The 24,300-nt window shown below is 65.6% G+C and carries 21 protein-coding genes; 13 read left to right on the top strand and 8 right to left on the bottom strand.

Annotated elements, in window-relative coordinates; translation table 11 throughout:
• The first annotated feature begins 81 nt into the window (after positions 1-81).
• Positions 82-345 (top strand): hypothetical protein, encoded by a 264-nt coding sequence (locus E8F11_RS18870; protein ID WP_280290370.1) that lies wholly within the window; start codon positions 82-84, stop codon positions 343-345.
• On the opposite strand, the gene E8F11_RS18865 is transcribed toward E8F11_RS18870, so the two are convergent.
• On the bottom strand, positions 342-1,331 hold the full coding sequence (locus E8F11_RS18865; RefSeq protein ID WP_280290369.1) for an NAD-dependent epimerase/dehydratase family protein: 990 nt from the start codon (positions 1,329-1,331) through the stop codon (positions 342-344). The two genes, E8F11_RS18870 and E8F11_RS18865, sit on opposite strands and share 4 nt — an antisense overlap.
• A 194-nt stretch (positions 1,332-1,525) precedes the next feature.
• Here E8F11_RS18865 and E8F11_RS18860 point away from each other — a divergent pair, with 194 nt between their 5' ends.
• Positions 1,526-2,569 carry a saccharopine dehydrogenase NADP-binding domain-containing protein gene (locus E8F11_RS18860; RefSeq protein WP_280290451.1) on the top strand — a complete coding sequence of 348 codons (1,044 nt, stop codon included), beginning with the start codon at positions 1,526-1,528 and terminating at the stop codon, positions 2,567-2,569.
• 32 nt (positions 2,570-2,601) lie between these two features.
• Here E8F11_RS18860 and E8F11_RS18855 read toward each other — a convergent pair whose 3' ends face one another.
• Complete coding sequence (locus E8F11_RS18855) at positions 2,602-3,498, bottom strand: LysR family transcriptional regulator ArgP (RefSeq protein ID WP_280290368.1); 897 nt, start codon at positions 3,496-3,498, stop codon at positions 2,602-2,604.
• A gap of 100 nt (positions 3,499-3,598) precedes the next feature.
• On the opposite strand from E8F11_RS18855, the gene E8F11_RS18850 reads away from it, so the two are divergent.
• From E8F11_RS18850 to E8F11_RS18835, 4 genes are all read left to right on the top strand, one after another.
• The gene (locus E8F11_RS18850; RefSeq protein WP_280290367.1) at positions 3,599-4,006 is read left to right on the top strand and encodes an ACT domain-containing protein; all 408 of its coding nucleotides are present in this window, start codon (positions 3,599-3,601) and stop codon (positions 4,004-4,006) included.
• Positions 4,007-4,011: 5 nt separating this feature from the next.
• Positions 4,012-4,614 (top strand): LysE/ArgO family amino acid transporter, encoded by a 603-nt coding sequence (locus E8F11_RS18845; RefSeq protein WP_280290365.1) that lies wholly within the window; start codon positions 4,012-4,014, stop codon positions 4,612-4,614.
• A gap of 203 nt (positions 4,615-4,817) precedes the next feature.
• Positions 4,818-5,399: a superoxide dismutase [Fe] gene (gene sodB / locus E8F11_RS18840; protein ID WP_280290364.1), complete on the top strand. Its 582-nt coding sequence runs from the start codon at positions 4,818-4,820 to the stop codon at positions 5,397-5,399.
• 288 nt (positions 5,400-5,687) lie between these two features.
• Positions 5,688-7,754 (top strand): GGDEF domain-containing phosphodiesterase, encoded by a 2,067-nt coding sequence (locus E8F11_RS18835; protein WP_280290363.1) that lies wholly within the window; start codon positions 5,688-5,690, stop codon positions 7,752-7,754.
• Between the two features lie 128 nt (positions 7,755-7,882).
• Here E8F11_RS18835 and E8F11_RS18830 read toward each other — a convergent pair whose 3' ends face one another.
• Positions 7,883-8,788, bottom strand: coding sequence for a GIDE domain-containing protein (locus E8F11_RS18830; RefSeq protein ID WP_280290362.1), 906 nt, complete (start codon positions 8,786-8,788; stop codon positions 7,883-7,885).
• A 3-nt stretch (positions 8,789-8,791) separates the two neighbouring features.
• Positions 8,792-9,364, bottom strand: coding sequence for a LemA family protein (locus tag E8F11_RS18825; protein ID WP_280290361.1), 573 nt, complete (start codon positions 9,362-9,364; stop codon positions 8,792-8,794).
• A 199-nt stretch (positions 9,365-9,563) separates the two neighbouring features.
• Here E8F11_RS18825 and E8F11_RS18820 point away from each other — a divergent pair, with 199 nt between their 5' ends.
• The 7 genes from E8F11_RS18820 (at position 9,564) to E8F11_RS18790 (ending at position 19,702) form a co-directional block, all read left to right on the top strand.
• Positions 9,564-10,904, top strand: coding sequence for an imelysin family protein (locus E8F11_RS18820; protein WP_280290360.1), 1,341 nt, complete (start codon positions 9,564-9,566; stop codon positions 10,902-10,904).
• Between the two features lie 311 nt (positions 10,905-11,215).
• Entirely contained in the window at positions 11,216-12,643 is a 1,428-nt protein-coding gene (locus E8F11_RS18815) for a di-heme oxidoredictase family protein (RefSeq protein ID WP_280290359.1), read from the top strand.
• A 10-nt stretch (positions 12,644-12,653) separates the two neighbouring features.
• Positions 12,654-13,718: an imelysin family protein gene (locus E8F11_RS18810; protein ID WP_280290358.1), complete on the top strand. Its 1,065-nt coding sequence runs from the start codon at positions 12,654-12,656 to the stop codon at positions 13,716-13,718.
• A gap of 1 nt (position 13,719) precedes the next feature.
• Positions 13,720-14,817 carry a DUF1513 domain-containing protein gene (locus E8F11_RS18805; protein WP_280290357.1) on the top strand — a complete coding sequence of 366 codons (1,098 nt, stop codon included), beginning with the start codon at positions 13,720-13,722 and terminating at the stop codon, positions 14,815-14,817.
• Positions 14,818-14,937: 120 nt separating this feature from the next.
• Positions 14,938-15,228, top strand: coding sequence for a hypothetical protein (locus E8F11_RS30195; RefSeq protein WP_348529785.1), 291 nt, complete (start codon positions 14,938-14,940; stop codon positions 15,226-15,228).
• Between the two features lie 242 nt (positions 15,229-15,470).
• Positions 15,471-16,625 (top strand): efflux RND transporter periplasmic adaptor subunit, encoded by a 1,155-nt coding sequence (locus E8F11_RS18795; RefSeq protein WP_280290356.1) that lies wholly within the window; start codon positions 15,471-15,473, stop codon positions 16,623-16,625.
• Between the two features lie 23 nt (positions 16,626-16,648).
• A complete protein-coding gene (locus E8F11_RS18790) occupies positions 16,649-19,702 on the top strand; it encodes a multidrug efflux RND transporter permease subunit (RefSeq protein ID WP_280290355.1) in 3,054 nt (1,017 codons plus the stop codon).
• Positions 19,703-19,927: 225 nt separating this feature from the next.
• Here E8F11_RS18790 and E8F11_RS18785 read toward each other — a convergent pair whose 3' ends face one another.
• The 4 genes from E8F11_RS18785 to groL all read right to left on the bottom strand — a co-directional run bounded on the left by E8F11_RS18785 (position 19,928) and on the right by groL (position 24,295).
• Positions 19,928-20,152 (bottom strand): hypothetical protein, encoded by a 225-nt coding sequence (locus tag E8F11_RS18785; protein WP_280290354.1) that lies wholly within the window; start codon positions 20,150-20,152, stop codon positions 19,928-19,930.
• Between the two features lie 345 nt (positions 20,153-20,497).
• Positions 20,498-21,787 carry a HAMP domain-containing sensor histidine kinase gene (locus tag E8F11_RS18780; RefSeq protein ID WP_280290353.1) on the bottom strand — a complete coding sequence of 430 codons (1,290 nt, stop codon included), beginning with the start codon at positions 21,785-21,787 and terminating at the stop codon, positions 20,498-20,500.
• Complete coding sequence (locus E8F11_RS18775; protein ID WP_280290352.1) at positions 21,777-22,460, bottom strand: response regulator transcription factor; 684 nt, start codon at positions 22,458-22,460, stop codon at positions 21,777-21,779. Before E8F11_RS18775 ends, E8F11_RS18780 begins: the two co-directional genes overlap by 11 nt.
• 194 nt (positions 22,461-22,654) lie before the next feature.
• The gene (groL, locus tag E8F11_RS18770; RefSeq protein ID WP_280290351.1) at positions 22,655-24,295 is read right to left on the bottom strand and encodes a chaperonin GroEL; all 1,641 of its coding nucleotides are present in this window, start codon (positions 24,293-24,295) and stop codon (positions 22,655-22,657) included.
• Positions 24,296-24,300: the final 5 nt, after the last annotated feature.

Genomic DNA, 24,300 nt, shown 5'->3' with positions numbered 1-24,300 from the left:
GCGGAGCGAATGGCTCCGACAGGCCCCGGGCCCTTCAGGAAGAAGGAATCGAGGCGCTCTGCGACCATGGGGGAAGAAGGAGTGGAACTGACCAAGGCTGTGCTGGACTGCATGCAGACCCTGCGGCGCCAGCTACGTGACGAACAGGCTGTGGATATCCGCCTCAGCCAGCCAGACGCCATCCTGTCCATGCTCAACGCCTGCGCCGAGTCGCAGCGCGATGCGACCCGCGAGCTGGGCGAGCACCTCAGCGCCCTGACCGGCGTGCGCCTGCAACCGCCGGTGCTCAGCGAGGAGGAGCTGGTGCGCAAGTACACCCAATACGCGGGGCCCCTTCGCGGTTAGGGCTGCTGCGCCCCCCACCAGGCGCAGAATTCATCCAGCGCCGTCCAGACGCTCACCTGCGGGTCGTAGTCCAGGTACTGTCGCGCGCGGCTGATATCCAGGGAGAAGTCCTTGGCCATCACCGCCACGGCCAGGCGGTAGAGCGAAGGCTCCGGCCGTCCGGGCAGCAGTTTGCAGGCCGATTCGTTCAGCAACGCGGCGGTATAGGCCAGCCCATAGGGGACGTGGCGCGTCACCGAAGGCTCGCCGAGCTTGCGAAACACGTAGTTGATCACGTCCCAGATCGGCACCGGCTGGCCATTGCTGATGTTGTAGACCTGCCCCAGCGCCGGGCCGGCGGCCAGCAGCCCGCTGAACAGGGCGGCGTTGAGGTTCTGCACGCTGGTGAAGTCGACCTTGTTCAGGCCGTTGCCGATGATCTTCAGGCGGCCCTTGCGCTGCATGGCGATCAGCCGCGGGAAGATGCTGGTATCGCCGGCGCCGGTGACGAAGCGCGGGCGAAAGGCCATGACTTCGAGGCCGAACTCCGCCGCCGCGAAGACCTTCTGCTCGGCCAGGTACTTGGTCGCGCCGTAGTGATCGGAAAAGCGCTTGGGCACCTGTTCCTCAGTCAGGCCGACATGGGAATCGCCGTCGAAATAGATGGAAGGCGACGACAAGTGCAGCAGGCGCCGCACCCGCTGTTTCAGGCAGGCTTCGACCACATTCTCGGTGACCTGCACGTTGGCCTGGTGGAAGTGCTCGTACTTGCCCCACACGCCCACGGCCCCGGCGCAATGCACCACGGCATCGACATCCTGGCAGAGGCGCTGCGTCAGCTCGGGATCGGACAGGTCGCCCTGGACGAACTCGGCGCCACGCTTCACCAGATGCTCCACCCCCTCGGGACGGCGGCCGTTGACGCGCACGGCCAGCCCCTGCTCCAGGGCGAAGCGGGCGAAACGCCCACCGATGAACCCACTCGCCCCCGTCACCAGAATCTTCATCAATAGCCCCTCGGTACGCCTCGTGATGCCCGCGACTCTAGCAGCACCTCTGCCTTCCCGGGGTGGCATCGCGAGCCATTAGAACGACTCTGAACGCTATCCCCCACCATCGTTCCCGCCCGGCCGGAGAGCATGGGCTACCTTTGTCAGCTCATGCACATCCGAAGGAAGACGCAGTGAGCAAGAACACCTGGATGATCTATGGTGCCTATGGCTACACCGGACAGCTGGTGGCCGAGGAAGCCCTGCGGCAAGGAATGCTGCCGGTCCTCGCCGGGCGCGACCCGGCCAAGGTCGAAGCCCTGGGCAGCCGCCTCGGCCTGCCGACGCGGATCTTCGACCTGCACGACCCCACGCACGCCGCCGAACGCCTCGACGGCATCGATGTGGTCGCCCACTGCGCCGGCCCCTTCTCCGCCACCAGCACGCCGATGATCCAGGCTTGCCTCGCGAGCGGCACCCACTACCTGGACATCACCGGCGAGATCACGGTGTTCGCCCTCGCCCATGCCCAGGACGCGGCAGCCCGACGTGCCGGCATCGTGATCTGCCCCGGCGCGGGTTTCGACGTCATCCCGACCGATTGCGTGGCCGCCTGCCTCAAGGCGGCCCTGCCCGACGCCACCCACCTGGCGCTGGGGTTCGACTCCGACAGCGGGCTCTCGCCGGGCACCGCCAAGACCAGCATCGAAGCCCTGGCCATGGGCGGACAGGTGCGTGAGAACGGCCGCCTGCGCCCGGTGCCCCTGGGCCACAGGCGCCGCGAGATCGACTTCGGCCGCGGCCTGAAATCCGCCATGACCATCCCCTGGGGGGATGTGGCCACCGCCTACTATTCCACCGGCATACCCAATATCGAGGTCTACCTGCCAGCCCCCGCGCTCCTGGCATTGGGCATGCGCCTGGCCGATCCGCTGCGCGCTCTGCTGGCCGCCACCTGGGCGCAGGACCAGCTGAAGGGACTGGCCGCCAGGCACCTCAGCGGGCCTGACGAGACGATGCGCGCCCGCCGACCCACCTGGGTCTGGGGCGAGGCGCGCAACGCCGCCGGCGATCGGCGCACCGCGCACCTGGAGACCGCCAATGGCTATCAGGTGACCGTGCACGGCGTGCTGCTCACGGTGCGCCATCTGCTCGACTACCAGGGTGAAGGTGGCTACTTCACGCCGTCGCGTCTGCTGGGCGAGCGTTGCGTGGAGCAGTTGCCCGGCTCGGGGTCGATTCGCATCAGCCAGTAGGGTGCGCCGGCGCCCCCCGGTCCAGGCCCGTTTCAGCGCGGCAACGGCACCAGCCAGCGGCCGGCGGCCCGAGCCAGCTGGTCGGTGAGCAGGCCCAGCAGTTCACCCCCGTGACGCCAGTGGTGCCAGTAGAGCGGCACATCGATGGGATGGTCGGGGATCAGCTCCTGGAGTTCACCCCGCGCCAACTGGGCACCGACCTGCTGCTCGGGCACCAGGCCCCAGCCCAGGCCGCCTTCGGTCAGGCGCACGAAGCCTTCCGACGAGGGGCAGAGGTGATGGATGAAGCCACCCTCCACACCCAACTCCGCCAGGTAACGATGCTGCAAGAGGTCATCCGGGCCGAAGACGATCGCCGGCGAACGGGCCAGGGCCGCTGCCGTCACTCCCCGCGGAAAGTACCGCTCGATAAAAGCCGGGCTGGCCAGGGCGCGGTAGCGCATGGCGCCCAGGGGCAGGCTGCGGGCGCCGGCCACCGGGCGCTCGGCGCCGCAGACGCAGGCCGCCACTTCGCCAGCCCGCATGCGCTTGAGGCCCACTTCCTGGTCCTCCACCACCAACTCCATCTGCACCTGCTGCTCGGCGCAGAAATCCCCCACAGCGGCGGCCCACCAGGTGGCCAGGCTGTCGGCGTTGAGCGCGATGCGCAGGCGCTCCGGCATGCCGCCCTCTTCCAGGGCCGGTACCTGGCGCTGCAGGTCCCGCTCCAGCAGGCGCACCTGCTGTACATGGTTGAGCAGGCGGGTGCCGACCTCGGTGGGCGCCGGCGGCGTGGCGCGCACCAGCACCGGCTGGCCGACCCGCGCTTCCAGCAGCTTGATGCGCTGTGACACCGCCGACTGCGATAGGCCGAGAACCTGCGCCGCACGCTCGAAACCACCCTGCTCCACCACCGCCGCCAGGGCGGACAGCAACTTGTAGTCGAACAAATCAGTTTTCCTAATGAGAGATCAGCATGATTCGTTTTCCTTATACAACGTCGCGCCCCAGACTCGCCACATCCCACCCGATCGTCCCGAAGGAAGCACCATGGCCGGCGAAACCACCCTTTCCACCCTGATCCGCAACATGTCGCCGCAGCTCAATCCCGGCGAGTACGTGTTCTGCACCCTGGACGATGCAGCCCGGCTCGACGGCAGCACGCCGCTGGGCAGCTTCCGTGAGCGCGAGGGGCTGACGGTGATACTGGAACGCGGCGAGGCCGATCGCCTCGGTCTTTCCTACGACTACAGCGCCGCCTGGATCACCCTGGAGGTGCATTCATCCCTCAGCGCCGTGGGCCTTACCGCCACCTTCGCCGGCGCCCTGGCGCAGGCGGGCCTCAGCTGCAATGTGGTCGCCGGCTATTTCCACGACCACCTGTTCGTCGCCAGCAAGGATGCCGAGCGTGCCCTGTCCACCCTGCGTGCCCTCGCGGCCAACGCCCAGACGGAGTGAAGGCCATGTGGCAGAGCTACCTGAACGGACTGCTGATGGCCGCCGGCCTGATCATCGCCATCGGCGCACAGAACGCCTTCGTCCTCGCCCAGAGCCTGCGCCGCGAACACCACCTGCCGGTGGCCGCGCTCTGCGTGCTGTGCGACGCGCTTCTGGTCAGCGCCGGGGTCTTCGGCCTGGCTACCCTGCTGGCGCAGAACCCGACGTTGCTGGGCATCGCCCGCTGGGGCGGCGTGGCCTTCCTGCTCTGGTACGGCATCCAGGCCCTGCGCCGCGCCCTGAGCCCGAGCACCCTGGACCAGTCCGCCGAGACCGGGCCGCGCTCGCGCCGGACGGTGCTGCTGGCGGCCCTGGCAGTGACCCTGCTCAATCCCCATGTCTACCTCGACACGGTATTGCTGATCGGCTCCCTCGGCGCCCAGCAGACGGTGCCCGGCGCCTATGCCCTGGGCGCGGCCAGCGCTTCGCTGGTGTGGTTCTTCGCCCTCGCCCTGGGTGCCGCCTGGCTCGCCCCCTGGCTGGCCCGACCGGCTACCTGGCGCCTGCTCGACCTGGCGGTAGCGCTGATGATGTTCGGCATGGCGGCGCAATTGGTGAACGGAATCTGACTCCCCCAGGTCCACTATGGAGATGCGCCAGGGCCCCTGGCGCAGGCATTTCCACACAGTTGCTGCGTGGTTAAGCCCCCTGCCCGGTGCTATGATCCGGAGCTCGCGGCCAAAAAGAGTACAAACTCGAAGCCGCACATTCGGCCGCCCGTGAACGGCCCCGCGCCTGGCGCAAAAATCCCGACCTGATGAAGGAGATAGACATGGCTTTCGAATTGCCGCCGCTGCCTTACGAGAAAAACGCTCTCGAGCCGCACCTGTCCGCCGAGACCCTGGAATACCACTACGGCAAGCACCACAACGCCTATGTGGTGAACCTGAACAACCTGGTTCCGGGTACCGAATTCGAAGGTAAAACCCTGGAAGAGATCATCAAGACCTCCTCCGGCGGCATCTTCAACAACGCAGCCCAGATCTGGAACCACACCTTCTACTGGAATGGCCTGAAGCCCAACGGCGGTGGCCAGCCCACCGGCGCCCTGGCTGACGCCATCAACGCTGCCTTCGGCTCCTTCGACAAGTTCAAGGAAGAGTTCACCAAGACCGCCATCGGCACCTTCGGCTCCGGCTGGGCCTGGCTGGTGAAGAAGGCTGACGGCTCCCTGGCCCTGGCCAGCACCATCGGCGCCGGCTGCCCGCTGACCAGCGGCGATACCCCGCTGCTGACCTGCGACGTCTGGGAACACGCCTATTACATCGACTACCGCAACCTGCGTCCGAAGTACGTAGAGGCCTTCTGGAACCTGGTCAACTGGGACTTCGTAGCCAAGAACTACGCAGCCTGAGACCCGCTCCAGCGCTTCAAGGAAACCCGGCAATAGCCGGGTTTCTTCATTTCTGGGCGGCGTTCGTCGTCCTGTTGCGGTACAAGCGAAAAAATGTCGTACATCCCCTCAAGCCCGGCAAAGTTCGCACCGACATAGACATGAGGGGAGTAGTGACCGCGTGGGTGCCGTCAACGGCCCGGCGCCATGAATAGTGGCATTCACATACTGGCCCTTTGACGGCCAAGGCCTGTTTGCCAATACTCACACCCGTCTGACGCCTGGCGGCATCGAACAAGGAATCGCCATTTGAAGCTGGATCTCAAACACAGCTTGTCACTGAAGCTGCTGCGCGTGGTGCTGCTGTCCGCTCTGGTGGTCGGGGTGGTGCTGAGCTGTGCGCAGATCGTGTTCGACATCTACAAGACCCGTCAGGCGGTATCCAATGACGCCAACCGGATTCTCGGCATGTTCCGCGACCCATCCACCCAGGCCGTCTACAGCCTGGACCGCGAGATGGGCATGCAGGTGATCGAAGGCCTGTTCCAGCACGAATCGGTGCGCCAGGCCTCCATTGGCCATCCCAACGAGCCCATGCTGGCGGAGAAGGACCGGCCGCTGATGGAGCTCCCCACGCGTTGGCTGACAGACCCCATCCTCGGCAAAGAGCAGACTTTCACCACCCAACTGGTCGGCCGCAGCCCCTACAGCGAGTACTACGGCGACCTCAGCATCACCCTCGACACCGCGCCCTATGGCGAGGACTTCGTCACCAGCTCGGTGATCATCTTCATCTCCGGCGTGCTGCGCGCCCTGGCCATGGGCCTGGTGCTCTATCTCGTCTACCACTGGCTGTTGACCAAGCCGCTGTCGAAGATCATCGAGCACCTGACCAGCATCAATCCCGACCGTCCCAGCGAACACAAGCTGCCCATGCTCAAGGGCAACGAGAAGAACGAGCTGGGCCTGTGGATAACCACCGCCAACGATCTGCTGGCGTCCATCGAACGTAACACCCACCTGCGCCGCGAAGCCGAGAACAGCCTGCTGCGCATGGCCCAGTACGACTTCCTCACCGGCCTGCCCAATCGCCAGCAACTGCAACAGCAGCTCGACCAGATCCTCGAAGACGCCGGTCGCCTGCAGCGCCGCGTGGCGGTGCTCTGCGTCGGCCTGGACGACTTCAAGGGCGTCAACGAACAGTTCAGCTACCAGACCGGCGACCAGCTGCTGATCGCCCTGGCCGACCGCCTGCGCAGCCACAGCGGCCGCCTGGGTGCCCTGGCGCGCCTGGGCGGCGACCAGTTCGCCCTGGTCCAGGCCGATATCGAGCAGCCCTACGAGGCCGCCGAACTGGCCCAGAGCGTCCTGGACGACCTGGAAGTGCCCTTCTCCCTGGAACAGCAGGAAGTGCGCCTGCGCGCCACCATCGGCATCACCCTCTTCCCCGAGGACGGCGACAGCACCGAGAAGTTGCTGCAGAAAGCCGAGCAGACCATGACCCTGGCCAAGAGCCGCTCGCGCAATCGCTACCAGTTCTACATCGCCAGCGTCGACAGCGAGATGCGCCGCCGCCGCGAACTGGAAAAGGACCTGCGCGAAGCCCTCAACCGTGGCGAGATGCATCTGGTCTACCAGCCGCAGGTCGACTATCGCGACCACCGCGTGGTGGGCGTCGAGGCGTTGCTGCGCTGGCAGCACCCGCAGCATGGCTTCGTCCCGCCAGACCTGTTCATCCCCTTGGCCGAGCAGAACGGCTCCATCATCCCCATCGGCGAATGGGTCCTCGACCAGGCCTGCCGCCAGCTGCGCGAATGGCACGACCAGGGATTCAGCGAGCTGCGCATGGCCATCAACCTCTCCACCGTGCAACTGCATCACGCCGAGCTGCCTCGGGTGGTGAACAACCTGCTGCAGGTTTACCGCCTGCCCCAGCGCAGCCTGGAGATGGAGGTCACCGAAACCGGCCTGATGGAAGACATCTCCACCGCCGCCCAGCACCTGCTGAGCCTGCGCCGCTCCGGCGCGCTGATCGCGATCGACGACTTCGGGACCGGCTACTCGTCCCTGAGCTACCTGAAGAGCCTGCCGCTGGACAAGATCAAGATCGACAAGAGCTTCGTCCAGGACGTGCTGGAAGACGAGGACGACGCCACCATAGTCCGCGCCATCATCCAACTGGCGCGCAACCTGGGCATGCAGGTAATAGCCGAAGGCGTGGAAACCGCCGAGCAGGAGGCCTACATCATCGCCCAGGGCTGCAACGAGGGTCAGGGCTACCTCTACAGCAAGCCCCTCTCCGCCCGCGAACTCACCCTCTACCTCAAGCAGTCCCGGCGCCTCACCAACGCAGCGTCAAACCCCGCCACACTCTGACCCCCTGTAGGAGCGAATTCATTCGCGAAGGGCCGCGCAGCGGCCCCGTAGGGTGGATAGCGCTTTTCCTATCCACCATCCCCGCCCCAGCCCCACCTCGGCGGTGGATCGATGAAGCGTGATCCACCCTACAAGAGCCCGGTCACCCTGAGCAGGTAGACGGTGGCCACCGCTCCGCCCACGCAGAGCACGGCGCCGATCAGCGCCTGCCAGCGGAACTGCCGGGCCAGCACATCCTCGCCATGGCTGGAGAGCAGGAAGGGCTGGGATTCGGGAGGACGGCGCATATGGTTCAACGCTGGCGCCGCGCTGGTGTGTCGGTGGCGGTCCTCGGCTTCCAGTTGGGCGGCCAGACGCACCCGGCCCCATTCACCTTCGTCCAGCTGGCCATTGCCGTCGCTATCGAAGCGCCGCAGCAGGCCGGCGAAATCGCCCTTCCACTCGCGGATCACCGCCCCTTGGGCCGATGCCAGGTCCAGGCCCTGGCGGCCGCCGCCGCTGGTGCGGAAATCGCCAATGGCATAAAGCGGCTCGCCGGCGTGCAGGCGCTCCTCGGTGTAGCGGTACTCGCCGCCGGACAGCCAGGCACCGATCCCGCCGTGTACCTGGCCGCCGCGCGGGTGACGCTGACTGCCCTTCCAGACTTCGCGGGTGGCCGGACGCACCTCGGCGCCGCGCGGATCGATCAGGCAATCGCCGGTGGCGTCGGCCAGGCGCAGCCAGGCATCGCTGACACCGCTGTCCACCACCCGCCAGCTCTTGCTCTTGCCGTTCTCGCTGTACTCCTCGATGCGGTAGCGCCACCAGAGGCAGGGCTTACCCGTCAGCGGCGCGGCCAGGGGTGCGTCGCCATGCCGGTGGAGCATGCCGTAGAGCTCGACATAGCCCTGGGCCGCCGAGCGGATCTTCGATGTCGGGGTATCCAGCAGCAGCCGCGCCTGGGCCAGGCGGCGCAGGCACCACCAGCCGCCGCCGGCGAAGGCGCCGAGGCTGAACCCCAGGCTGACCGCCAGCCCGGCGATATCCACGGCCATGGCTCAGCCGAACAGGGACTTGAGATCGACGTCGGCCTTCTCGGCCTCGCTGAACTCCAGCAGCTCCGCGGCCTTGAAGCCGAACAGGCCAGCGATGATGACGTCCGGGAACTGTTCGATGCGCACGTTGTTCAGGTTCACCGCCTCGTTGTACAGCTCGCGGCGATCGGCAATGCCGTTCTCCAGGCCGCTGATGCGCTGCTGGAGGAACTGGAAGCTTTCATTGGCCTTGAGCTGCGGGTAGTTCTCCGCCAGGGCGAAGAGCTGCCCGAGGCCGGCACGCAGGCCGCTCTCGGCCTGGCCGAGGGCACTGATGTCACCCTTCTCACGGGCACTGGCCACGGCGTTGCGCGCGGCGATCACCCGTTCCAGGGTGGTGCGCTCGTGTTGCATGTACTGCTTGCAGGTCTCCACCAGCTTGGGCAGCTCGTCATGCCGCTGCTTGAGCAGCACCTCGATGTTCGACCAGGCCTTGCCGACCCCGTGCTTGAGGCGCACCAGGGCGTTATAGAGGATCACCGCATAGGCGGCGACGAGCAGCAGGATCACGATCAGGGCAACGCTGGTCAGGCTCATGCAGGCTTCTCCTTCAGACTGCGGGGCATGGGGTTTGGCCGATTCTAATGGTGTTTGGCGGAAGACGCGGAGACCTCGCACACAGGGTTGCAAAACGCCCGAGAACGGCCTTTCCAAAAATGAAAATCTTTCGCATTATGTCGCGGTTTTCGTTGCGCAACTTCGCATTGCCATCACCCAGAAGCAAAGGACCTCGCCCATGATTCGTATGCCCCTGGCCACCGCCAGCCTGCTCGCCGTCGCCATTTCCCTCGCCGGATGCGGTGACGACAAGAAAGAAGCCGCCGCACCGCAAGCCGTCGCCCCGGCCGCCACCAGCACTGCCGCGGCCCCGGCTGCAACCGCCAAGGTCGACGAGGCCGAGGCCAAGAAGGTCGTCGCCCATTACGCCGACCTCGCCCTGGCGGTCTTCACCGATGCCCACAGCACCGGCGTGAACCTGCAGAAGGCCGTTGACGCCTTCCTCGCCAAGCCCGATGCCGACACCCTGAAAGCCGCCCGCGAAGCCTGGCTGGCCGCGCGTGCGCCCTACATGCAGACCGAAGTGTTCCGCTTCGGCAACCCGGTGGTCGACGACTGGGAAGGCCAGTTGAACGCCTGGCCGCTGGACGAAGGCCTGATCGACTACGTCGCCGGCGACTACCAGCATGCCCTGGGCAACCCCGGCGCCACTGCCAACATCATTGCCAACACCAGCATCCAGGTCGGCGAAGACAAGATCGACGTCACCGAGATCACCGGTGAGAAACTGGCCAGCCTGAACGAGCTCGGCGGTTCCGAAGCCAACGTCGCCACCGGCTACCACGCCATCGAATTCCTCCTCTGGGGCCAGGACCTGAACGGCACCGGCCCGGGCGCCGGCAACCGTCCCGCCACCGACTACGTGGTCGGCGAAGGCGCCACCGGCGGTCACACCGAGCGCCGCCGCGCCTACCTGAAGGCCGCCACCGACCTGCTGGTGAGCGACCTGGAATACATGGTTGGCCAGTGGAAAGCCGGCGTTGCCGACAACTACCGCGCCAAGCTGGAAGCCGAACCGGCCGACGCCGGCCTGCGCAAGATGCTCTTCGGCATGGGCAGCCTGTCCCTCGGCGAGCTGGCCGGCGAGCGCATGAAGGTCGCCCTGGAAGCCAACTCCACCGAAGACGAGCACGACTGCTTCAGCGACAACACCCACAACTCGCACTTCTACAACGGCAAGGGCATCCGCAACGTCTACCTGGGCGAGTACAAGAAGGTCGACGGCACCACCCTGACCGGCCCGAGCCTGTCCTCCCTGGTGGCCAAGGCCGACGCCCAGACCGACACCACCCTGAAGGCCGATCTGGAAGCCACCGAAGGCAAGCTGCAGGCCCTGGTGGACAGCGCCAACAAGGACGTGCATTTCGACCAGCTGATCGCCGCCGACAACACCGCCGGCCAGCAACTGGTGCGTGATGCCATCGCCTCCCTGGTCAAGCAGACCGGTGCCATCGAGCAGGCTGCCGGCAAGCTCGGCATCACCGACCTGAAGCCGGACACCGCCGATCACCAGTTCTGATCGACACGGCGTCGAACGAAGCGGATGCGGCCTAGTGCCGCATCCGCTTTTTTGTGTCCGATGGTTGTCCCCTGGAGGGGTTGCTCTTCCTTTGGGGGCGAATTCATTCGCGAAGGGGCGCGCAGCGGCCCCAATAGGGCATCTGGGCAGGCCGGCGGCCTGCATAGCGAATGAATTCGCCCCCACAGAAACCGCTCGGATCTGCCTCACGATCCTGGCCCCGAACACAAGCCAAACGCAAATCCCTCTTATTCAAACGGCCCCGTCCTGATAAGCTTGCCCGCCTGTTTCCAGCCGTCCGGAACCCGCCAATGCACGCTCCACCGGCCATTCGCCGCCTGTCGCCCCTGCTGCTGGCCCTCGGCCTCAGCGCCTGTGACGACGCGCCGCGGTTCACCCAGGCCGAACCCGGCGAGCACCTGTCCGGCGGCGCGGCGACCGTACGCCAGTTCGACCAGAACGCCTTTTCCATGCCCTCGGCCAACCTCACGCCAATGCGCCGGCTGGATTTCAGCGTCGGCAACAGCTTCTTCCGCAACCCCTGGGTGATCGCCCCCGCCACCACCACCGCACGCGATGGCCTGGGCCCGCTGTTCAACACCAACGCCTGCCAGAACTGCCACGTGAAGGATGGCCGCGGCCATCCGCCGGCACCTGGGGCGAACAATGCCGTGTCCATGCTGGTGCGCCTGTCGATCCCCGCCGACGCCTCGGCCGTGCATGCGCGCCTGCTGGAGCGCCTGGGCGTGGTGCCGGAGCCGGTCTACGGCGGCCAGCTGCAGGACGTTTCCATCCCCGGCGTCGCGCCCGAAGGCAAGGTACGAGTCAGTTACCAGTCGGTGCCGGTGACTTTCGCCGATGGCACCAGGGTCGAGCTGCGCAAGCCGCGCCTGGAAATCAGCCAGCTCGGCTATGGCCAGATGCACCCGGACACCCTGTTCTCCGCCCGCATCGCCCCGCCCATGATCGGCCTCGGCCTGCTGGAAGCCATTCCCGAGGCCGCCCTGCTGGCCAATGCCGACCCGGACGACGCCAATGGCGACGGCATCCGTGGCCGTGCCAACTGGGTCTGGGACGATGTCGCCGGCAAGACGGTGCTTGGCCGCTTCGGTTGGAAGGCTGGCCAGCCGAACCTGAATCAACAGAATTTTCACGCCTTCTCTGGTGATATGGGCCTGACCACCACGCACCTGACCCGGGACGATTGCACGGCGACGCAGACCGTCTGCAAGGCCGCGGTGCATGGCGGCGAACCGGAAGTCAGCGACAACATCCTGTCCCTGGTGCTCTTCTACACCCGCAACCTGGCCGTGCCAGCCCGGCGCCAGGTGGAAGACCCGCAGGTGCTGGAAGGCAAGGGCCTGTTCCACCAGGCCGGCTGCCAGTCTTGCCATACCCCCAGTTTCACCACCGCGATGGATGCCGCAGAACCCGAATTGGCCAATCAGGTGATCCGCCCCTACAGCGACCTGCTGCTCCATGACATGGGCGAGGGTCTTGCCGACGGCCGCGCCGAGTTCCAGGCCGGCGGCCGCGACTGGCGTACCCCGCCGCTCTGGGGCATCGGCCTGACCCAGGCGGTGAACGGTCATACCCAGTTCCTCCACGACGGCCGCGCGCGCGACCTGCTGGAAGCCATCCTCTGGCACGGCGGCGAAGCGGAGGCGGCGAAGCTGAAGGTCCTGAAATACGACGCCCAGCAGCGTGCCGCGCTGCTGGCCTTCCTGAATTCCTTGTAAGGAGCTCCGCATGTTCCGCCCGAAACTGCTGTTCACCAGCCTCGCCGCCCTGGCCCTGGGCGCCTGCGCCCCGCAGGACCCGCAGGCGCAGACCGCCGCCGCCCTGGCCAAGCAGGTGATACTGCCGACCTACAGCCGCTGGGTCGAAGCGGACCGCCAGTTGGCCAGCAGCGCGCTCGCCTTCTGCTCCGGCAAGGAAGACCTGGCCAAGGCGCGCGCCGATTTCATCAACGCGCAGAAAGCCTGGGCCGAGTTGCAGCCGCTGATGGTCGGCCCTCTGGCCGAAGGCAACCGCGCCTGGCAGGTGCAGTTCTGGCCGGACAAGAAGAACCTGGTCGGGCGCCAAGTGGAGCAGCTGATCAAGGCCCAGCCCCAGGTCGACGCCGCCGCCCTGGCCAAGGCCAGCGTGGTCGTGCAGGGTCTCTCCGCCTACGAATACATCCTCTTCGACAGCAACCTGGACATGGCCGACAGCGCCCAGAAGGCCCGCTACTGCCCGCTGTTGGAGGCCATCGGCGAGCGCCAGAAGGGCCTGGCCGAGGAAATCCTCGCGCGCTGGAACAGCAAGGACGGCATGCTCGACCAACTGAGCAAGTTCCCCAACCAGCGCTATGCCGACTCCCACGAGGCCATCTCCGAACTGCTGCGGGTCCAGGTCACCGCCCTCGACACCCTGAAGAAAAAGCTCGGCACCCCCATGGGCCGCCAGACCAAGAGCCTGCCGCAGCCGATGCAGGCGGACGGCTGGCGCAGCGACTCGTCCCTGGACAGCCTGGGCGCCAGCCTGGCCAGTGCCGAAAGCCTGTGGAAAGGCGTCGACCAGCACGGTATCCGCAGCCTGCTGGGCGATGACCAGAAAGCCCTGGCCGAGAAGATCGACGCGGCCTACGCCGAATCCCGCGGCAAGCTCGACGCCCTCGGGCAGCCTCTGGGCAAGCTGCTGGCCAGCGAAGAAGGCCAGCAACAGCTGAACGACTTCTACGACAGCCTGGATCGCGTCCAACGCCTGCATTCCGGCGAGCTGGCCAAGGCCCTCGGCGTGCAGCTCGGCTTCAACGCCAACGACGGTGACTGAGATGCTCCGTCGCCAGGTCCTCACCCTCGCCAGCCTGCTGCTCGGCGCCGTCGGCCTGGGCGGCTGGACCCTCAGCCGCAGGGGCGACAGCTCGCCCCTGTTGCTTTCCGCTCGCGACGATGCCGACGGCCATCACCATGCCGTGGGCTATCGCCTGGACGGCAGCCAGGTGTTCGCCACCCGGGTCGCCCAGCGCTGCCATGACATAGTCGAGCACCCCGGCGAACCGGTGGCGCTCTTCGTCGCCCGCCGTCCGGGCACCGAAAGCTACCTGGTGGACCTGCGTGATGGCCGCCTGCTGCAGACGCTCACGTCGCAGCCCGGCCGTCACTTCTATGGCCACGGCGTGTTCCACCGCGAGGGGGAGTGGCTCTACGCCACCGAGAACGACACTACCGACCCCGGCCGTGGCGTGCTCGGTCGCTACCGCTACGAGAACGGCCTGCTGAGCCATGCCGGGGAGATTTCCACCCACGGCCTGGGTCCGCACCAGGTCTCGTGGATGCCCGACGGCGAAACCCTGGTGGTGGCCAACGGCGGTATCCGCACCGAAGCGGAAAGCCGGGTGGAAATGAACCTCGACGCCATGGAGCCGAGCCTGGTGCTGATGCGCCGCGATGGCAGCCTGCTGTCGAAGGAAACCCTGCCGCAGCAGATGAACAGCATCCGCCACCTGGCGGTGGGCGCCGACGGCACCATTGTCGCCGGCCAGCAGTACATGGGTGAGGCCAGCGACCACGCCGACCTGCTCGCCATCAAGCGGCCGGGCAAACCCTTCCAGCCGTTCCCGATGGAAGACGAGCAGCGCCTGGCAATGACCCAGTACACCGCCAGCGTCGCCATCCACGACGAGCTGCGCCTGGTGGCCCTGACCGCGCCGCGCGGTAATCGCTTCTTCATCTGGGACCTGGACAGCGGCGCCGTGCGCCTGGACGCGCCGCTGCCGGACTGTGCCGGCGTCGGTGCGGTGAAGGACGGTTTCGTGGTCACCTCAGGCCAGGGCCGCTGCCGCCTCTACGATTGCCGTGGAGAGCAGTTCACCGCCACCCCGCTGCAGCTGCCGGCGAGCTTCTGGGACAACCACCTGCACCTGGCCTGATACCGGGAAGTAGCAACGCCCACTCTACAAAGGCACCGAGGCCCCCGCGTCCCTAGGGTGGACAGCGCTTTTCTGTCCACCAGCGCAGTCCGCCCATCACGAAACTGCAACTTTCACCTGGTGGAGAGCCAGCATCTCCTTCCCTTCTCCTGGAGTCGCAACACCATCTCTTTGCGATGCTCGCTGCGGGGCCAGATCCTCACCCTCCTCGGTGGCAGCCTATTGCTGCTCCTGCTGATCACCCTCGGCTGTTTCCACTTTCTCTCCAGCGGCATCTCGCGCAACCTCGCCGAGATCACCGCCATCGCCAGCACCAACGAACAAAACGTGCAGCGCACCCACGGCACCAGCCAGCACCTGCACGGCCTGTCCGGCGACCTCAAGCAGCTGACGGCGCGCCTCCACGCCTGATGCAAAAACGGCACAAGGAAGTGCCGCACACTCCTGGCCCATTGATCAGGAAAGGCCGGGATCCTACATAGCGAACCGTCACGAACTGACTTGATCTTCGGTGATCAGCACCAGCCAAAACTGACTACATCCCCGGAAGCAACGTTCTGCAATTTCTTGCCTTTGACTTGGTCTAAGTCTGGTACTAAGGTGCTTCCCTCGCCTATTCCCAGGCCTCTCTATCCCTGCCAAGGAACCGGAATATGTTGCTCCGCCGCATGCTCATCATGCTGGGCGTGGTTATCCTCGTGGTGCTCGCCCTAGCCGCCTATAAAGGCTTCTCGATCTACCAGCAGATCCAGCAGTTCTCTGCGCCTCAGCCGCCCATCAGCGTCTCCGCCGAGAAGGCCGTCGAACTGCCCTGGCAGAGCCGCCTGCCCGCCATCGGCACACTGAAGGCCTTCCAGGGCGTCGACCTGACCGTGGAAGCCAGCGGCACCGTCCAGGACGTGCTGTTCCTTTCCGGCGAGAAGATCAAGCTGGGCCAGCCGCTGATCCAGATGGACAGCGACGTGGAACGCGCCACCCTGGCCACTGCCGAGGCCGAGTTGAGCCTGGCGCGCGTCGAGTTCGAGCGCGGCCGCAGCCTGGTGAGCCGGCAGAACATCTCCAAGAGCGAATTCGACCGCCTGGCCTCGGAACTCCAGGCCGCCACCGGCAAGGTCGCCCAGCTCAAGGCCCTGCTGGACAAGAAGCGCATCGTCGCGCCCTTCTCCGGCACCATCGGCATCCGCCAGGTGGACGTGGGCGACTTCCTCTCTTCCGGCACCACCATCGCCACCCTGCAGGACCTGAACACCCTGTTCGTCGACTTCTTCCTGCCCGAGCAATCCGCTCCCCTGCTGGCCGTCGGGCAGAAGGTGCGCATCAGCGTCGCCGCCTTCCCGGGCGAGTTCTTCGAGGGCGACGTCGCTGCGCTGAACCCCAAGGTCGAGGAAAGCACCCGCAACCTGCAGGTGCGCGCCATGCTGCAGAACCCTGACGGCAAGCTCCTGCCAGGCATGTTCGCCAACCTCGACGTACTGCTGCCGGGCGAGCAGGAGCGAGTGGTGGTGCCGGAGAGCGCCATCACCTACACCCTCTACGGCAACTCGGTGTACGTGGTCTCCGAGAAGAAGAACGCCGAAGGCCAGCCCGAGAAAGGCCAGGATGGCCAGCCTCAGCTGGTGGTGGAGCGCCGCTTCGTCGAGACCGGAGAACGCCGCGACGGCAAGGTAGTGGTGCAGAAGGGCCTCGAGCCCGGCGAACGAGTGGTGACCTCCGGCCAACTCAAGCTGGATAACGGCTCCCACGTCGCCGTCGTACCCGACCAGTCCCTGGCCACCAAGCCGGACAACCAAGCCCGCGCCCAGCAATAAGCGCTCGCGCGAAGGAACGGAACATGGCTTTCACAGATCCTTTCATCCGTCGCCCGGTACTGGCGACAGTGATCAGCCTGCTGATCGTGCTGCTGGGCATGCAGGCCTTCAGCAAGCTGGTGATCCGCCAGTACCCGCAGATGGAGAACGCCCTGATCACGGTGACCACCGCCTACCCGGGCGCCAACGCCGAGACCATCCAGGGCTACATCACCCAGCCGCTGCAGCAGAGCCTGGCCAGTGCCGAAGGCATCGACTACATGACGTCGTCGAGCCAGCAGAACATGTCGGTCATCCAGATCTACGCACGCATCGGCGCCAATTCCGACCGCCTCTTCACCGAACTGCTGGCCAAGGCCAACGAAGTGAAGAACCAGCTGCCCCAGGACGCCGAGGACCCGGTGCTGTCCAAGGAGGCCGCCGACTCGACGGCGCTGATGTACATCAGTTTCTACAGCGACGAGTTGTCCAACCCTCAGATCACCGACTACCTGTCCCGCGTGATCCAGCCCAAGCTGGCCACCCTGCCGGGCATGGCCGAAGCGGAAATCCTCGGCAACCAGGTCTTCGCCATGCGCCTCTGGATGGACCCGGTGCGCATGGCCGCGTACGGCATCACCGCCACCGATGTCAGCGACGCCGTGCGCAAGTACAACTTCCTTTCCGCCGCCGGCGAAGTGAAGGGCCAGTACGTGGTGACCAGCATCAACGCCGCCACCGACCTGAAGTCACCGGAGGCCTTCGGCGCCATCCCGGTCAAGACGGTGGGCGACAGCCGTGTGCTGCTGCGGGATATCGCGCGGGTGGAAATGGGCGCGGAGAACTACGACTCCATCAGCTCCTTCGATGGCATCCCCTCGGTCTACATCGGCATCAAGGGCACCCCCAGTGCCAACCCGCTGGACGTGATCAAGCACGTGCGCGCCATCATGCCCGAGCTGGAATCCCAGCTGCCGCCGAACCTCAAGGTGTCCATCGCCTATGACGCCACCCGCTTCATCCAGGCGTCAATCGACGAGGTGGTGAAGACCCTGGGCGAAGCGGTGCTGATCGTGATCGTCGTCGTGTTCCTCTTCCTCGGCGCCTTCCGCTCTGTACTGATCCCGGTGATCACCATCCCGCTGTCGATGATCGGCGTGCTCTTCTTCATGCAGCTGATGGGCTACTCCATCAACCTGCTGACGCTGCTGGCAATGGTGCTCGCCATCGGCCTGGTGGTGGACGACGCCATCGTGGTCGTGGAGAACATCCACCGGCACATCGAAGAGGGCAAGACGCCCTTCGACGCGGCCATCGAAGGCGCCCGCGAGATCGCCGTGCCGGTGGTCTCCATGACCATCACCCTGGCGGCGGTCTATGCGCCCATCGGCTTCCTCGAAGGCCTGACCGGCGCGCTGTTCCGCGAGTTCGCCCTGACCCTGGCGGGCGCGGTGATCATCTCCGGCGTAGTCGCCCTGACCCTGTCGCCGATGATGTGCTCCAAGCTGCTGCGCCACGACGAGAATCCCACAGGCCTGGCGCATCGGCTGGACCTGATCTTCGAACGCCTCAAGCAGCGCTACCAACACGCCCTGCACGGCACCCTCAACACCCGCCCGGTGGTGGTGGTGTTCGCCGTGATCGTGCTGTGCCTGATCCCGGTGCTGCTGAAGTTCACCAAGAGCGAGTTGGCGCCGGACGAGGACCAGGGCATCGTCTTCATCATGTCCAAGGCCCCGCAGCCGACCAACCTGGACTACCTGAACGCCTATACCCAGCAGTTCGTCGAGATATTCAAGGCCTTCCCCGAGTACTTCTCGTCGTTCCAGATCAACGGCTTCGACGGCGTGCAGTCGGGCATCGGCGGCTTCCTGCTGAAACCCTGGAACGAGCGCGAGCGCACCCAGATGGAGCTGCTCCACGAGGTCCAGGGCAAGCTCAACGAGATCCCCGGCCTGCAGATCTTCGGCTTCAACCTGCCGTCGCTGCCCGGTACCGGTGAAGGCCTGCCCTTCCAGTTCGTGGTCAACACACCCAACGACTACGAGTCGCTGTTGCAGGTGACCGAGCGCATCAAGCAGCGCGCCCTGGAGTCCGGCAAGTTCGCTTTCCTCAATGTCGACCTGGCCTTCGACAAGCCGGAAGTGGTGGTGGATATCGACCGCGCCAAGGCCGCGCAGATGGGCGTATCCATGGAAGACCTGGGCTCGACCCTGGCCATCCTGCTGGGCGAAGGCGAGATCAACCGATTCACCATCGACGGTCGCAGCTACAAGGTGATCGCCCAGGTGGAACGTGCCTACCGCGACAATCCTGGCTGGCTGAGCAACTACTACGTGAAGAGCGAAGGCGGCGCCATGGTGCCCCTGTCGAGCCTGATCAGCGTGCACGACAGCGCCCGGCCGACCCGCCTCAAGCAGTTCCAGCAGCTCAATGCGGCGATCATCGAAGGCGTTCCCATGGTGAGCATGGGAGAGGCCATCGACACGGTGACCCAGATCGCCCGCGAGGAAGCCCCGCGCGGCTACGCCTTCGACCACGCCGGCGCCTCGCGCCAGTACGTGCAAGAGGGCAGCGCGCTCTACGTCACCTTCGGCCTGGCGCTGGCGATCATCTTCCTGGTGCTGGCGGCGCAGTTCGAGAGCTTCCGCGACCCGCTGGTGATCCTCGTGACCGTGCCACTGTCCATCTGCGGCGCGCTGATCCCACTATTCCTCGGCTGGTCGAGCATGAACATCTACACCCAGGTGGGCCTGGTGACCCTGATCGGCCTGATCAGCAAGCACGGCATCCTGATCGTCGAGTTCGCCAACCAGCTGCGCCGGGACAAAGGCCTCTCCGCCCGCGAGGCGGTGGAAGAAGCCGCAGCCATCCGCCTGCGCCCGGTGCTGATGACCACCGCGGCCATGGTCTTCGGCATGGTGCCGCTGATCCTGGCCACCGGCGCCGGCGCGGTCAGCCGCTTCGACATCGGCCTGGTGATCGCCACCGGCATGTCCATCGGCACGCTCTTCACCCTCTTCGTCCTGCCTTGCGTCTATACGCTGCTGGCTAAGAAGGACCTGCATCCGGCGGCTCAGGTGGCGGCCAGCCACTGAGCCAAGGCGTGAAAAAGAAAGCCCCGCAATCGCGGGGCTTTCTATTGCTGACGACGCCGGCCGGATGCTTTTGTAGGTTGTGGCTGAGCTACGCGAAGCCCAACGCGCGGGAACGGTGCGTGGCAATGTTGGGCTTCGCAGGCTCAGCACCAACCTACGAAAAGTCCGTGCATTTCCGAGCCAACAAAAAACCCCGCTTTCGCGGGGTTTGCTTTCGATCCTGCCTCACTCCTGGCCGCGCAAGCCCTGGGACAGGCCGAACATGAACAGCAGCAGGTTTTGGTCAGGCCGTACCTGCTCTTTCAGCCGGGCGTTGGGCGGTAAGGGGCAATAGCCCAGCCCGTTGGCACTGACCACCGAGGGCGAAGGCTCGTGCCAGGCAGCCACCGCCAAAGATGCTATCCCCAAGGCGCCGACGAGAAACAAAGCTCGCGTGACTTCTAACTTCATGATCGCAACCCCTTGATAGCGCTGCCAAACGCTGCTTCATAACCCTAGATCAGTATCTGTCGTTCCGCCTCATCCAGTGACGAATGGCGCCTAAACTGCCACAGCTCGCGCGGAATCGCTCGTTTGATCGACAGTCGGCACCCGTTCCGGCGGGGCCATTTCGGACCGCTCGCCCTCCCCCGCCGCCCGGATGCAGGCGGTGGAGGGTAGCCGGCAAATGTTGCAGAACGAGGTCGTCGGCGCGCTTCCCCAAGCCAGCGCTCAGGACAGCGATGGGCCGGAATGACAGTCCCCAGCCTACTCGTCCCTTGGTCAAGAAGTGGTCAAGCGCAGGTGAAAAAAGCGTCAAGACGCAACGTCGCGATGCCCTTTGAGGTCCACCTGGAAGCGGCAGCCGGTAGGCTCCACCGCGCTCAGGCTGACCGTCCAGCCCTGGTTTTCGCAGATCCGCTGCACCAGGGACAGCCCCAAACCAAGGCCGTCACCACGTCGCGCCGCGCCACGGACGAAGGGACGGAACATGGCCTCGCGCTCCTCTTCCGGAATACCGACACCGCTGTCCTCCACCACGAAGCCGCACTCCCCCAGCACCAGGCGGATGCTGCCGCTGTCGGTGTAGTGCAGGGCGTTGCGAAGCAGGTTGCCCAGCACCGAGCGCAGGAAGGATGCGTTGAAGTGTTGTTCATGCGGATCGCCGGGCTGGTATTCGAAGCGCAGCCCCTTGTTTTCGATGGGTTCGCGCCACTGGCTGGCCAGGTCATCGGCCACGCTGCGCAGGCTCGCCCGGGGCGCCAGGCGGGCTTCGTCGTGTTGGGCGCGCGCGAGCATCAGGAAGGTTTGCACCAGGTCGCGCATCTCCTCGGTGGCACGGGTGATCCGCTGCAGCTGGGCGCGGCCGCGCGGGTCGAGGTTGGGGTTGTCCGCCAGCAGCTCGCACGAGCTGGCCAACACCATGAGCGGGGTACGCAGTTCATGGCTGACATCGCTGGTGAACAGCCGCTCGCGATTGAGCACCTCGTGAAGGCGACCCAGGGTGTCGTCGAAGGCCCGGGCCAGCTGGCCCACCTCATCGGCGGCATAGTCCGGCGCCAGCGGCGGCGCCATGCCCAGCAACTGGTCGCGGTGGCGCACCTGACGGGCCAGGCGCACCACCGGCTCTATCACCTTGCGCGCCAGTACCCAGCCCAACAGCAGGGCGAGCAGCACGCTGAGGCCGAAGCCGACCATTACCACCTGGTAGAGCACCTGCTCGCGGGCCTCGAAGTCGCTCTGGTCCTGCAGCATCACGTAGCGGCGGCCTTCGATCTCGCGGACCAGCGCATGGTAGGAGTTCTCGCCCTCGAAGACTTCGTGGAAGCCCAGTTCCAGGTTGGCCAGATTCTCGGGGATGGCGTAGGGCACGGGCCCGGCACTGCTGTAGAAGCGCGTATCGCTGTCCAGGCTCGGCGGCCGGCCCCTGGCGATGTTCTGGGTGAGAACGCGGTTCAGCTCGTTGTTCAGGTCATGGGAAATCAGTTGCTCCTCGATCAGGTGCACGACCTCGATGATGCCCACCGCGAAGGTACCGCCCACCAGGGTGGTCATCAGCACGAAGGCGATCAGGATCCGCCGCGCCAGGCTCTGCTTAAACTCCATCGACGGACTCCGCCAGGCGGTAGCCCAGGCCATGCAGGGTGTGCAGCAACGGCTTGCCGAATGGCTTGTCGATCACCTGGCGCAACTGATGGATATGGCTGCGCAGGCTGTCGCTGTCGGGGCAGTCGTCGCCCCAGAGGGCCTCTTCCAGTACCTCGCGGCGCACCAGGTGGGGGCTCTTCTGCATCAGCACGGCGAGCAGCTTGAGACCGATCGGGTTGAGCTTGAGCGGCTTGCCCGCGCGGCTGACTTCCAGGGTGTCGAGGTCGTAACTGAGGTCGGCCACCTGCAGGCTGCGCTTGCCGCCGCCCTGGGAGCGGCGCAGCACCGCCTCGATGCGGGCGGCCAGTTCGGAGAGGGCGAAGGGTTTCAGCAGATAGTCGTCGGCGCCGGATTTGAAGCCCTGCAGACGATCGTCCAGGGCGTCACGGGCGGTGAGCATGATCACCGGAGTGTCGCGTCGCGCTTCCTCGCGCAGGCGGCGGCACAGGTTGTAGCCGTCCAGTCCCGGCAACATGATGTCCAGCACGATTAGGTCGTAGTGCTCGCTGCTGGCCAGGTGCAGGCCGGACAGGCCGTCACGCGCGCAGTCGACGCTGTAGCCCTTGAGTTCGAGGAAATCGATCATGTTGGCCAGGATGTCTTGGTTGTCTTCGACTAGCAGGATCCGCATCGGCTCAACTCCCTATTCATCAATCAGCTGGCGGCCAGTTGCCAGCCAGCGCACCTTTGACCGGCAATCTAGCTGGAGTTCCGATCGGCGCGGTATCGCTCGATCATACCGATCCCTTCCCGACCGCACATTTCTCCGACCAAGAAAAAGCCCCGCACAAGGCGGGGCTTCTTCAGACCGGATGGCCGGGTGGCTTACATCATGCCGCCCATGCCGCCCATGCCGCCCATGTCAGGCATAGCCGGGCCAGCCTTGTCGTCAGCCACTTCGGCAACCATGGCCTCGGTGGTGACCATCAGGCCGCCGATGGAAGCAGCAGCTTGCAGTGCGGAACGGGTGACCTTGGCCGGATCGAGGATACCCATCTCGATCATGTCGCCGTACTCACCGGTAGCAGCGTTGAAGCCGAAGTTGCCGGAGCCTTGCTTGATCTTGTCGACCACCACGCTCGGCTCGTCACCGGCGTTGGCGACGATCTGGCGCAGCGGCGCTTCGACAGCGCGACGCAGCAGGGCGATACCGACATTCTGGTCTTCGTTGTCGCCCTTCAGGCCTTCGATGGCCAGCAGAGCGCGTACCAGGGCAACGCCACCGCCGGGCACCACGCCTTCTTCCACCGCTGCACGGGTAGCGTGCAGGGCGTCTTCAACGCGGGCTTTCTTCTCTTTCATCTCGACTTCGGTCGCGGCACCAACCTTGACCACGGCAACACCGCCAGCCAGCTTGGCCAGGCGCTCTTGCAGCTTCTCGCGGTCGTAGTCGGAGGTGGTTTCCTCGACTTGCTTGCGGATCTGGGCAACGCGGGCTTCGATGTCAGCCTGGGCGCCAGCGCCGTCGATGATGGTGGTGTTTTCCTTGCTCAGCACAACGCGCTTGGCGTTACCCAGGTGCTCCAGGGAGGCGCTTTCCAGGGAGAGGCCGACTTCTTCGGAAATCACGGTGCCGCCAGTCAGGATGGCGATGTCCTGCAGCATGGCCTTGCGGCGGTCGCCGAAGCCCGGAGCCTTGACGGCCGCGACCTTGACGATGCCACGCATGTTGTTCACCACCAGGGTGGCCAGGGCTTCGCCCTCGACGTCCTCGGCGACGATCAGCAGCGGACGACCGGCCTTGGCGACCGATTCCAGCACCGGCAGCATTTCGCGGATGTTGGAGATCTTCTTGTCGACCAGCAGGATCAGCGGGCTTTCCAGCTCGGCGACCATGGTGTCCGGCTTGTTGATGAAGTAGGGGGACAGGTAGCCGCGGTCGAACTGCATGCCTTCTACGACGGACAGTTCGTTTTCCAGGCCCGAGCCTTCTTCAACGGTGATCACGCCTTCCTTGCCGACTTTTTCCATGGCTTCGGCAATGATGTTGCCGATGGACTCATCGGAGTTGGCGGAGATGGTGCCTACCTGGGCGATGGCCTTGGTGTCGGCGCAAGGCTTGGCCAGTTCTTTCAGCTGGGAAACGATGGCGACGGTGGCCTTGTCGATGCCGCGCTTGAGGTCCATCGGGTTCATGCCGGCGGCAACGGCCTTCAGGCCTTCGTTGACGATGGCCTGGGCCAGGACGGTAGCGGTGGTGGTGCCGTCACCGGCAGCGTCGTTGGCCTTGGAGGCAACGTCTTTCACCAGCTGGGCGCCCATGTTCTCGAACTTGTCTTTCAGCTCGATTTCCTTGGCAACGGAAACGCCATCCTTGGTGATGGTCGGAGCGCCGAAGCTCTTGTCCAGAACGACGTTACGGCCTTTCGGGCCGAGGGTGGCCTTGACGGCGTCGGCCAGTACGTTCACACCGACCAGCATTTTCTTGCGAGCGGAATCGCCGAATTTGACTTCTTTAGCAGCCATGTTGA

The organism is Pseudomonas sp. BN417 (assembly GCF_029871205.1).
Classification (GTDB): domain Bacteria; phylum Pseudomonadota; class Gammaproteobacteria; order Pseudomonadales; family Pseudomonadaceae; genus Metapseudomonas.
The sequence above is the reverse complement of the archived record's forward strand: the minus strand, read 5'-3'. Positions and strand labels throughout refer to the sequence as shown.